12 protein-coding genes are annotated in these 11232 nt (G+C 60.2%); 7 read left to right on the forward strand and 5 right to left on the reverse strand.

Annotated elements, in window-relative coordinates:
- The 3 genes from VMA74_RS00905 to VMA74_RS00915 all read left to right on the forward strand — a co-directional run.
- Positions 1 to 2506, forward strand: a 2506-nt coding sequence (locus VMA74_RS00905; RefSeq protein WP_325363883.1) for an RHS repeat-associated core domain-containing protein, incomplete at its 5' end; no start/stop codon positions are given.
- Positions 2506 to 2898 (forward strand): tetratricopeptide repeat protein, encoded by a 393-nt coding sequence (locus VMA74_RS00910; protein ID WP_325363885.1) that lies wholly within the window; start codon positions 2506 to 2508, stop codon positions 2896 to 2898. The genes VMA74_RS00905 and VMA74_RS00910, both read left to right, overlap by 1 nt.
- A 153-nt stretch (positions 2899 to 3051) precedes the next feature.
- Positions 3052 to 3654 (forward strand): hypothetical protein, encoded by a 603-nt coding sequence (locus VMA74_RS00915; protein ID WP_325363887.1) that lies wholly within the window; start codon positions 3052 to 3054, stop codon positions 3652 to 3654.
- A 384-nt stretch (positions 3655 to 4038) separates the two neighbouring features.
- Here the strand turns inward: VMA74_RS00915 and VMA74_RS00920 are convergent, their stop codons facing one another.
- From VMA74_RS00920 to VMA74_RS00940, 5 genes are all read right to left on the reverse strand, one after another.
- Positions 4039 to 5325, reverse strand: coding sequence for an EAL and HDOD domain-containing protein (locus VMA74_RS00920; protein ID WP_325363889.1), 1287 nt, complete (start codon positions 5323 to 5325; stop codon positions 4039 to 4041).
- Positions 5326 to 5400: 75 nt separating this feature from the next.
- A complete protein-coding gene (locus VMA74_RS00925; RefSeq protein WP_325363891.1) occupies positions 5401 to 5847 on the reverse strand; it encodes a flagellar protein FlgN in 447 nt (148 codons plus the stop codon).
- Positions 5848 to 5859: 12 nt separating this feature from the next.
- Positions 5860 to 6171 carry a flagellar biosynthesis anti-sigma factor FlgM gene (flgM, locus tag VMA74_RS00930; RefSeq protein WP_325363893.1) on the reverse strand — a complete coding sequence of 104 codons (312 nt, stop codon included), beginning with the start codon at positions 6169 to 6171 and terminating at the stop codon, positions 5860 to 5862.
- A 111-nt stretch (positions 6172 to 6282) separates the two neighbouring features.
- Positions 6283 to 6954, reverse strand: coding sequence for a flagellar basal body P-ring formation chaperone FlgA (gene flgA / locus VMA74_RS00935; protein WP_325363895.1), 672 nt, complete (start codon positions 6952 to 6954; stop codon positions 6283 to 6285).
- Between the two features lie 113 nt (positions 6955 to 7067).
- On the reverse strand, positions 7068 to 8378 hold the full coding sequence (locus VMA74_RS00940; RefSeq protein ID WP_325363897.1) for a methyl-accepting chemotaxis protein: 1311 nt from the start codon (positions 8376 to 8378) through the stop codon (positions 7068 to 7070).
- 229 nt (positions 8379 to 8607) lie between these two features.
- On the opposite strand from VMA74_RS00940, the gene VMA74_RS00945 reads away from it, so the two are divergent.
- The 4 genes from VMA74_RS00945 to VMA74_RS00960 form a co-directional block, all read left to right on the forward strand.
- Positions 8608 to 9534, forward strand: coding sequence for a chemotaxis protein (locus VMA74_RS00945; RefSeq protein WP_325363899.1), 927 nt, complete (start codon positions 8608 to 8610; stop codon positions 9532 to 9534).
- A gap of 193 nt (positions 9535 to 9727) precedes the next feature.
- Positions 9728 to 10135: a flagellar basal body rod protein FlgB gene (gene flgB / locus VMA74_RS00950; RefSeq protein ID WP_325363901.1), complete on the forward strand. Its 408-nt coding sequence runs from the start codon at positions 9728 to 9730 to the stop codon at positions 10133 to 10135.
- Positions 10135 to 10563 carry a flagellar basal body rod protein FlgC gene (flgC, locus tag VMA74_RS00955; protein ID WP_325363903.1) on the forward strand — a complete coding sequence of 143 codons (429 nt, stop codon included), beginning with the start codon at positions 10135 to 10137 and terminating at the stop codon, positions 10561 to 10563. Before flgB ends, flgC begins: the two co-directional genes overlap by 1 nt.
- Positions 10564 to 10565: 2 nt before the next feature.
- On the forward strand, positions 10566 to 11232 hold a 667-nt coding region (locus VMA74_RS00960; protein ID WP_325363906.1), incomplete at its 3' end, for a flagellar hook assembly protein FlgD.

Below are 11232 nucleotides of genomic sequence, written 5' to 3' on the forward strand. Positions count from 1 at the left end.
CATGCTGACCATCCAGGATCGGCGCGGGAATACCAAGATCACCAACCAGTACGATGCCAACGGCCGCGTCACCAGGCAGACCTTTGCCGACAACACCTACTATCAATTCGGCTACACCACCAACAGCAGCAACGTGGTGACGGCGACTACGGTCACGGATCCGAACGGCAATCAAGAGCAGGTAGCCTTCGACCTCACCAGCAGTTATCCATCCAGCATTACCGAGGCATACGGCACCTCGTTGGCTCAAACGACGACCTTCCAGCGCGAGCCATCGGGTCTCCTTGATAGCGAAACCGATGCTCTAGGGCGTACCACGGCCTATACCTACGATGCGCTGGGCAATGTCACGAGCATTACCCGGCTGTCGGGTACATCGAACGCCGTCACCACCCAATTCGCCTATACCAACGACTACAACCAGCTCGCGTCGATGACCGATCCGCTCGGCCATACGACTCACTTCAGTTACACCAACGGCTGCTTGACACAAGTCACCGACCCACTCGGCCATAGCGCGACCATCCAATGCAATAGCGCGGGTCAGCCCACGGCGGCCCAGGATGCCCGGGGCAACACGGTGACGTTCGCGTACCAAGGCTATGACTTACAGAGCGTGACCGATCCGTTGAGTCGTACCACCAACTACGTGGTGGATACCCTGGGCCGCCGCATCGCTACCCGTGATGCCTTGGGCAACGTCACACTCACGCAGTACGACACCAACAATCGGGTGGTATCGGCCACAGATGCCCTGAATCAAACCACGACGTTCAACTACGACAGCAATGGCAACCTTTTGAGCGTCACGCTGCCCAATGCCGGTGTGATCAACTACGTATACGACAACCGCAACCGTCCGATCACGCGTACGGACGCAATGAACCAGAGCGAGTCGTGGACGTATGACGGCATGGGCAACGTGCTCACGCATACCGATCGCAAGGGGCAGGTAACGGATATCAGCTACGACGCACTCGACCGCAAAAGCCTGGTGTCCTATGCAGACGGTTCTGGCATCCAGTCCAGTTATGACGCGGGCAACCGCCTGACCAGCCTGACCGACTCAAGCAGTGGCACGCTGAGCTGGAGCTACGACGGCCTCGATCGCGTCACCGGTACTAGCAGTCCGCAAGGGAGCCTCAGCTACACCTACGACGCAGTAGGACGGCGCACCAGCATGACTGCCGCCGCGCAGGCGACGGCCAACTACACCTACGACAATGCTAATCACCTCACGGCGATCACGCAGGGTAGTGAAACGGTGCAGTTGGCCTACGACGCGGACAACCGGCGCGCCACGCTGATACTGCCCAACGGCATCACCGTCGCCTACGGCTATGACACCGCCAGCGAGCTGACCGGGTTGACCTACACCCAGAGCAACGGCACCACGTTGGGCAACCTGACGTACGGCTACGATGCCGACGGAAGAATCACGAGCAAGGGCGGCACGTTCGCGACGGACGTGCTGCCGACGGCGACCACGCAAGCGGCGACGTTCGACCTCAATGATCGGGAAACGAGCTTCAACGGCGCGGGACTGACCTACGATGCCAACGGCAACCTGACCAGCGATGGCACGAACACGTACACCTGGAATGCGCGGAATCAGCTCGTGCAGATCAGCCAGGGCAGTACCGTCCAATTGAGCTTTAGCTATGACGCGCTGGGGCGGCGCATTGGCAAGGCCGTGCAGGGCACGGCTACCCAGTTTCTGTATGACGGCAACAACGCCGTTCAAGAAATGCAAGGCGGCACAGTCAATCCGATTTTGGTTGGACCCGGTGTCGATGAGCGCTTCGCGCGCAACGATGTGACGGGACGGACGTATTTCTTGACGGACTTGCTCAACAGCACGATCGCGTTGACCGATTCGACGGGGGCGATCAGGCAGAAGTACAGCTATGATCCGTATGGGAATGTGACACCGAGCGATACGACCACGGGCTTTACGAATCCGTACCAGTACACGGGGCGCGAGGCGGATATTCCAGGGCTGTATTACTACCGAGCACGCTATTACAGCCCGATGATGGGTGGGTTTATTAGTGAGGATCCGATCACATTCGGCGGCAAGCAATTGAGCTTCTATGCCTATGTGGCTGACGATCCGCTCGACAATACTGATCCGTTGGGGCTTGCTCCGGGTAACAACGGCGAGCGCGGATGGTCAGGTAATGCAGGTGGATCTAATAACCCTGGAAAGCACTGGAAAGATGACCCAAATAATCCAGGTTGGGGATGGCAGAAGGATCCTCAAACAGGTAAGAAAAAATACAAGAAGCGTCCGCCTTACATTTGTCCAGACGAATCGGGTAAGCAAAAAATGGATCCCTTTGATTCGTTGGAGCCTCAGATGTATCCGGGTTCGGATGCGCCGGATATTGATAATTCACCAATGGGGTATCCGGCCACGAACCCGCCTCCAGCTGCGAAGATCATCACTGTCGGTGGCGTCCTGGTTATCATTGTTATTATTGCTCTTGCACCGGTGGGGGCGTGATGAAACAGTCCAAAAGAAAGGTGTCAACCATCTCGGATAAGGTGAAATGTGAAGCAAGGAAATTGCTCGAAGATGCATGTGATTTATTCGAGTCTGGTGAGCGTTCGCGATCAATCAAGTTGTTTCTGACAGCTGCTTCAGAGGGAAGTCGTGAGGCCCAAGTCAATCTCGCTAACATTTATGATGAGGGTGATGGAGTTAAGGTCAGCTTCGACAAGGCTCGCTACTGGTACAAGCGTGCGATCGCCGGAGGATGTCCTGAGGCGGCATATAACCTGGGTATCAGCTATTTGAATAGGGGTGACACCCGTTGGGCCGGGTACTGGCTTCGTGTCGCTAAATCAATGGGTGATGAGGACGCTGGAGAAAAGCTAAAGCAGTTGGGTGGGTAATTCGTGCAAATAGGATGCGAAGTTCGTCAAGCCATCGCGATATTCGCTCGATTGGCCAATTCCGTATGATTGCCTACCGCCGCAAAGGGTCCGAGGTACTTAATGAGTTTTAATTTCATCCGGCCACTTTTTCTGCGAAATACACAAATAGACATGATGAAGAAAGAAATTTCCTATCTGCCTGTCTTTCTTCTTGCCTTCGGCTTGGTATCACTTGCTCGCGCCAGTGACAACGACTCGTTGTTAATGGATAAAAAGCAGCATCCAGTTGTTCTATTTAGTAATGTGGATGCGGGAGACGGGAATGCGTATCAGGCCGTTGTAGTTCGCTCTTCGATTCACGCTGGCCCTAGTGATGCGGCATTGACAATTTATCGTGGTAAAGAGGTTGTTTTTTCGCTTTCTCCGCATCTTCAGCCTATATCGTTATTTGCAACATCTGAGCTTGATCCGCAACTTGTATCGCTCTGGATCAGCGGGAACGGTGTTTATACGGCGTGCATTTTTGCGTTTGAAAAAGGCAGGGTGAATAAGGTTCTTGAGGCATCATCAATGATGATGCCGGAGTTTGTCTATGCGCAGAATGATCCGGGTGATTATAAGCAGCGCGTTATATTTTCTAACCTGCAATGGGTCGTTGATAAAAGTGGAAAGTCTGTCCAGCAGCCGGTGAGTGCGGACGTTTACGTATGGGATGGTGCTAAATATGTAGCTCATAAATCCATCCCTTGGCGTGATCGCTTTAATCTGCATTAAAAGACGATTGTTGAAGACGGAAGTAAATCACGAAATATCATGACTGGTGGCTACCAATCGATGATTAGCGACCTATTGAATCGTTCCGCACGCTTCCTGCCAAACGAAGAACTCAGGTGGCTTGCACGAGGGCTTCGTTGTTATCGATGCTTGTAACGGCGTTGTTGTGCAGGTGCGCGTTAGTCGTGCGTTTCTTGCGTGATTGGCGCGACTGCAGGCGTGTGTGTTGGCTTCTACTTCGCAGGGCAGAGGCAATTACCGCGAACATCAAGCTTCTTAGTTCAAACTAATGTGCTTTGCGATCTGCGCGACGTAGGATCATTCGCCACCGCGAAAAATTGACGCGCATGAACTCGTGCGTTTATCGCCCGAACAACACTGTCCTCAATTCGGCCGCTGCTCCGCAAACGAATACACCTGGTCCGCCCACTGCGTGGCCGCGTAATACGCGCCGGCCATCTTGCGGATGTCGTGCGGCTGCATGTGTGCGCCTTTGAGGTCGCCGGCTTCCCATGCATAGACTTGTTCCAGCAAGGGGGCGAACGGGCCGCGGTCTTCCACCAGCGCATCGCGGATTTCCGGCGCCAGTGGCAAATGGCTCAACACGAATTCCATCGGCGCGCACAGCAGCGTATCGAGCAAGGACAGCAGGCCGGCCATGAAGGCCATTTCCTGTTGTCCGTTCGGCATGCCTTGCGCCAGCTTTTCGCACATGTGCGCGCGGATCAGCGCGGTGCGCAGCAATTCCGGCGGGCGGTCGTCGGTGCTGGCCAGCGCCATGGTGTAGATCCAGTTGCGCAGGCGCGCCACGCCGAAAAAGATCGCTGCCTGTTGGATCGACTTCAGCTGCCGCGGCAGCGCGAAATAGGCGGAGTTCACGCAGCCCAGCAGCTTGTAGCTGAGCACGGCATCGTCGCGGATGATGTCGCCCAGTTCGACCGGGCCGGCATTGCTGTCCTGCAGTGCACCCATCAGGCGCAGCATGCTGAGCCGGCTTGGCGTGAGCACCGGCACGTCGATCTGTTGCGGCACCAGCAGGTAACGACCCTGGATCGCCTGGAACGGCAGTTCCTTGCAGCGCGCGTAAGTGGTGTGGTCATCCACATTGCCGGCGATCACGCCGATGCCGCGCTCGAACAACTGCTTGCAGCGGCTTGCCAACGTATCGGCGTCCAACGCCTTGGCGTCCAGGCGAACGTAGCTCGCCAGCCGCAGCAGCGGTTCCAGCGCACCGTGCGGTTCGCTGGTGTTGGGATCGACATCGCCCAGGTCGAGCAACAGCGGGCACTTGCGCATGGCCAGTTGCTGCAGGCGCTGCAGCACGGCCGCATCGCGCACGTGGATCGGATGCATGATCACGCCCAGGCGCGGCGTATGCGCCAGGATGTCGGTTTCTTCCAGCAGCAAGGTGCGCGGCAGGCGCATGAAGGCGCGGTTGCCGCGTACCAGCCGTGTGATCGCGCCATCGGTGATGCCGGACAGCACACCACCCACCAGCGTCGTGTCGGCATCGGTACCGGCGCCCTGGCGATAGAACACCAGTTCGTAGGCGAACAGCTCTTCCTCCAGGTCCAGCATCGGGCTGCGCACCACCGGTAGCAGCATGTCGCTGAGCGCAGTGGCGTCGTTGCTCGAGGGCTTGGTCGAGGGAGCGGCTGTCGTCGTCGTCATGGCATGAATTACCGAGCTTTGAGGGTGGAGCGACTGCTACGAGGGGGCGCCCGTATCAGGGTGCCCGGAAAAGCTTCATGCCTGGGCGAGCTGCACCGACCGGTGCGTGTCCTGCAGCGCGCCGTTCTGGCCATAGGTGCCGGTTTGCGCATCGCCGCCGGTAAGCACCGCCAGCGCACGCCGTACCTGGGTCAGACGCTGGCCGACCAGCGCGCCGTTGCGTTGATTCTTGTCGCGGCAAACCGTGAGCGACTTCAGCAGCTCCTGCCATTGCGTCTCGACTTGCTGCGCGGCGTCCGCCGAGGTGCTGCACAGGTGCACGCGTTCCACGTCGAGCTGTTCGAGCCGGCGCATCAGCATCTGCTTGGCTTCGCCCGAGCGATTGAGCGCTTTGGCGTCGGCGACGTTCAGCGCTTCGCGTTCTTCGTCCAGCACGGTGATGAGCTGTGCGATGGTCGCACTCATCTCGTCCAGGACGGCGCGCAGTGCGGCACCGAGTTCAGCCTGCAGATTCGGGCTCATGGCATGGGCTTCTTACTTGGCACCGCCGATCTGGTTGTCCAGCGCAAGCAGGTTGCTGGCGATGGCGTGCGGATTGACCTTGTAGGTGCCGGCGGCCAGTTGCTGCTTGATCTGCTCCACCTTCTGGGTATCGACCGGCGCGTTGGCGCTGCTGGCCTCTTGCAGGGCACGGGCCGAATCGGTCAGGTGCACGCTGTCATCGGCCGGGGAGGCCGAAGCGCTGGCCGATGGGGTCGCCGTGGTGGCCTGGGCGGCGCTGTTTTCTGCGTTGGTCGTCGCGAGCGGAAGCTGCGGTAAGCCGTTGGACGAGATCGTAGTGTTCATGGTTCTTGGCGTTCTCTCGATATGCCTTGGTAAGGGTATCGGCGTTTCCCCGAAGAACTTGAGGGTGCTCCTCAAGCGCCGATCGCCATGAGTATGGCTGGTCGTCCAACGTTAAGGGAGCGCCTTCACCTGGCCTTCCCCAATCACTACCCCATTGATAATCCTGCCGGAATTGTCATTACGGACGCGCAGGCGGGCGCCGGTGTCGCCGCCGTCCAGCGCCATGCCGCGGGTGCGCACCTCGATGCCGCCCAGTTGGGCTACCAAATCCACTTCCTCGCCCGAGTGCACGGTCTCTCGTCCGTTGAAGTCGCCGGGTTCCAATACCACGCCCGCGATCAGCGGCCGGCTCAGCGAATGGCCCAGGATCTGGTCGAGGCTTTCGATATAGCCATAACCGAGCCGCGCCACGTCGCGTTCCTCGGTGTGCACGTCACCCGGTGCGGGGATGTCGCCGCGCGCCATCGGGTGGCTGGTGACCAGTACGTTGCGGAACACCTGCATCTGTACCGGTACCTGGATGCTCCAGCCCGGTGTGCCGGGGCAGCTGACAGCAACGGCCACGCGTGATGGCACGCCCTGGCGCAGCGGGAGGCGCGTCTGCAAGGCGTGCGGACAGGCCGCCAGATGCAGACGCGGGTTGAGCGCTGTGGGCACGATCACCACGCGGTTGCCGGTGGTGCCGTATTGAGTGCGGACGGCTTGTTCGGCGGCGGCGCGCAGGTTGGCGGCGGTGGTGTCGGCGTGGGCGAGGGTGGTGAATGTGAATACCAGTAGGGACATCGTGGCGAAGCCCGCCCGCGTAGGCTGGGATGGCAATCCCAGCTTTCCGTGGGGCTTGCGGATGCTGGGATTGTCATCCCAGCCTACGCGCTTCGTCCGGGTCCGCGAGAGCTTCATGCACCGGCACCCGCCAGGATCATCGCCAGCTGGCTATTGATCGCCTCGCGCTCACTCTCCAGCTTCTCGGACATCTGCGCGGCCTGCTCGAACTGCCCGTTGCCAAGCAATTCCAGGAACATCTCGCCATGCTCGCGCAGGCGCGCCGCCGACTCTTGCAGGCTTGTGTTCGACGGATGGTTGCCATGCCGCGCCGTGAGCCGATCGAGGCTGCGCTTGAGCACGTCGGTATCGAACCAGCGCCGGTCGAGCGAAGTGGGTTCCTGCAAGGCCAGCTCCATGCTTTGACGCAAACCGATCACCGATTCGCGCACGGTAAGGCTGAGGCTGGCGGTGTCGTTGCCGCTTTCGCCTTCCAGCCAGCCCAGGCACAGGCGATGGGCAAGCGCGGCCGCGCGGCCGAGCGCCTCGCCGTGACGGCGCGACTCATACGCGCGGCGTTGCAAGGCGCCCAGTGTGGCTTTCACCGCCGTGGCACGCACCTGCAAGCCGTCCTGGCCGTCGCGCAGCGAACGCAGGCGATCGCCCGCGGCCTGCAGCGTTTCGCTGCCTTGCTGCAACGTGCGTTCGGTGGCCGCCACGCCGGTCTGCGCGCGTTCCAGCCGTTGCAGGCTCTGCTGCACGTTGCCGTTCATCTGTAGCGAGAATTCGCCGATCGAGCTGGTGACGGTTTCGATCTCTGCCGTCGCCTGGGCGGTTTTTTCGGCAAGCTGCTTTACTTCGTCGGCCACCACGGCAAAGCCGCGGCCGGCATCACCGGCGCGCGCGGCTTCGATGGCGGCATTCAAGGCCACCAGATTGGTTTGATGGGCAATGTCCTGCACGCTGGTGGTGAGCGCACGAATCTGCGCCACCTGCTCGGTCAGCAGGCTCTGGCTCTGATTCATCGCCGACAGCGCGCTGCGCAGCAGCCGCAACTGGCCGTTGAGCTCGCTGACGTTGGCCGAACTGTGCTCGCCGGCCTTGGCCGCTTGCTCGACACCGCCTTGCGCCTGCTGCAGGGTCGCCGACATGCCGGCGCTGCCCTCCGTCAACTGTCCGACGCTGTCGCGGGTTTCGCCAATGGATTGTTCCAGCGCGGACTGCTCGCGATGCAGTGTCTGCGAATGCGTCAGCACCAGGCTTTGTTGTTCCAGCGACTGCAAGGCCACCACCGCCGGCGCGCGCGGCGCCAGCCGCGCGAATACCGGCTCGAGCAACTTGGCTGCACCGGGGTGCTTATGGCGCAGGCGCGCGACTTCAGCCTCGTTGCCGGCCAGTGCGGCTTGGATCAGGGCGGCCAGGTGCTGGCTGCGGATCAGACTCATAGACAAAAGAGTTCCGTTGATGGGTTCTCAGAGATCGGCGGGAACGGTCGAAAGTTGAGGAAGCAAACGATGTGCCATGTTCGTGATTCGTAAAATCGGGAATCGTCAGGGATGCTCTGATGCTCTTCACTGGATTTGCGATTGACGATTCCCGATTTACGAGCGCCCCAGCCTCAAGCCTGCGGTGAGTCAGCCGATAGTTCGTCATCGACATCATGCAGTCCGCCCCATGACAACAACGGCGCTCCTCGACAGCGTGGAAAGCCACACCCGCCTGGCCGGCCACAATCGCGTGGCGATGCTGTTGTTTCGCCTGGGCGACAAGCAATTGTTCGGCATCAATGTATTCAAGGTGCGCGAGGTGCTGCGCAGGCCGGCGATGGAAAAGTTGCCGGGCATGCACCCTTGGCTGGCCGGCAGTTTCGATTACCGCGGCAAAACCATTCCAGTGATCGACCTGGCCGTTGCCATGGGTTACCCGCCACTGACCGAGGTGGCGTCGGCGCATGTGGTGGTAACCGAGTTCAGCCGCTCCGTGCAGGGTTTCCTGGTGACGGATTTCCAGCGCATCGTGCACTGCACGGGCGAGTCGCTGGAAGCGCCTTCCGTCACGCTGGGCTTCGGCAATCGCGTCAACGCAGTGAGCCGCATCGATGGCCAGCTGATGGCGGTGGTCGACGTGGAGCATGTGCTGGCCAGCATCGAAGAAGTGGCGACGGAGGTGTCGCTGCATCTGCAGCAGCAGGCGGAACGTCGGCATTTGTCCACGCGCCGCATCATGGTGGTGGACGATTCCGTGGTGGCGCGCGGCCGCTTGATTCACCTGTTCAAGCAGGTGGGCCTCGATTGCGTGATTGCCCAGGACGGCCAGGAGGCGCTGGAGCTGCTTACCCAAATGATGGAAGGCGATGGCGAACGCATCACGCTGGTGATTTCGGATATCGAAATGCCACGCCTGGATGGCTATGCCTTGACGCGTGCGATCCGCGAAACACCTGCGTTGCGCCAGCTCAAAGTGGTGCTGCACAGCTCGCTGAGCGGCGTATTCAATGAAACCTTGGTGCGCGACGTCGGCGCCGATCGCTTTATTGCGAAGTTCCAGCCCGATTTATTGGCGAAGACCGTGTTGGAGTTGATGGACCCGTCAACAAATTGACGGCGCCTGCGCTGCCGTGGTGATGTCGGGAATCCGTCCCGGCGCGCCGGTATAACGTCGCCGCATGACGTATGCGAATGGCGTAAGTCACCGCAAATGGCTTTGCCATGCGGTTTCCACGACGTTGTCAAGCCGTGGCATGCAACTTGCTCAAATCCCTCCGTAGGCGGTTATCGGCCGCGGAGACGCATTCATGAGCAATCTTCTCGACAACGTGTTCGGTTTGAGCAGCCAGGCACTGGATGTCTGGCAGCGCCGTTCCGAAGTGATCGCGTCGAACATCGCCAACGCCGATACGCCTGATTACAAAGCGCGCGACGTCGATTTTCGCCAGGTGTTGCAGCAAGCGAGCGGGGAAGCTTCGCCGTCGCTGGCATTGAGCACGCCCACACCCGGGCAGCTGACCACCACCAGCGAATCGGCCGACGCCCTGAAATACCGCGTGCCGCTGCAGCCGAGCATGGACGGCAACACCGTCGATGCGCAGGCAGAGCAGTCGGCATTTGCCAGCAACATGGTGCATTACCAGGCCAGCTTGAGCTTCATCAACAGCACGATCCAGCAGCTGCGCCTGGCCATCAATGGTGGAGGACAAAGCTGATGTCCCTGATGAAGATTTTCGACACCGCCGGCTCCGGCATGTCCGCCGAGTCGCTGCGGCTCAATACCGTCGCCAGCAATCTGGCCAACGCCGACAGCGTCAGCAGCAGCCCCAACACGGCTTACAAGGCGAAGGAACTGATGTTCGCGCCGGTGCTGCAGCAGCAAGGTGGCGTGGCAGCGGGTGATGCAAGCGCCAACGTCGGCGTGCGCATGGCCGGCGTGACCGAAAGCCAGCAGCCGGTGGAATCGCATTACGAGCCGGGCAACCCGATGGCCGATGCAAGCGGTTTCGTCTACGGCAGCAACGTCAATCCGATCGATGAGCTGGTGAACATGATTTCCGCGTCGCGTTCGTATCAGAACAACGTGGAAGTAATGAACACCACCAAGCAGCTCATGATCAAAACCATCAACCTGGGTAGCTGAGCATGAGCGCCGTTAGCAGTACGAGCAGTTATTCCGTTTCGGGGTTGAGCCTCACCGGCAGCACGGTCACCAGCACACCGACCGGCTCGACCATGACGCAGTCCGATTTCCTGCAGCTGCTGACGACGCAGCTCACCGCGCAGGACCCTACGCAACCGATGGACAGTTCGCAGATGGCATCGGAGATGGCGCAGTTCGGGCAGCTCGGTGCGCTGCAGAACATCCAGACCAGCCTGACCGGTTTGAGCAGCAACCTCAGCAGCAACATGCAAAGTTCGCAGGTGCTCAGTTCTGCCAGCCTGGTGGGCCGTCAAGTATTGGTGCCGTCGACGTCGCTCAGCTACAGCGGCAGCGCGGTGAGCGGCGGCGTGAACGTCACCACCGCAGGCGACGTGGTGGTCACCATCAAGGATGGCAACGGCAACGTCGTCAACACCATTGATCTCGGCACGCAGCCGACCGGCCTGTCCAACTTCACCTGGAACGGTACGGACAGCAGCGGCAACGCCGTGGCCAACGGCACGTACAGCATTTCGGCCAATAACGGCGGCGGCAGTAGCGCGCTTTCCACCTACGTAGCCGGTTCGGTGACCGGCGTCGGCTACGGCGGCAGCAGCACCGGTACGTATTTGCAAGTGGCGGGTATCGGCGGTGTGCCGCTGAGCCAGG

This window comes from Dyella sp. (assembly GCF_035508675.1).
Taxonomy (GTDB): domain Bacteria; phylum Pseudomonadota; class Gammaproteobacteria; order Xanthomonadales; family Rhodanobacteraceae; genus Dyella_B.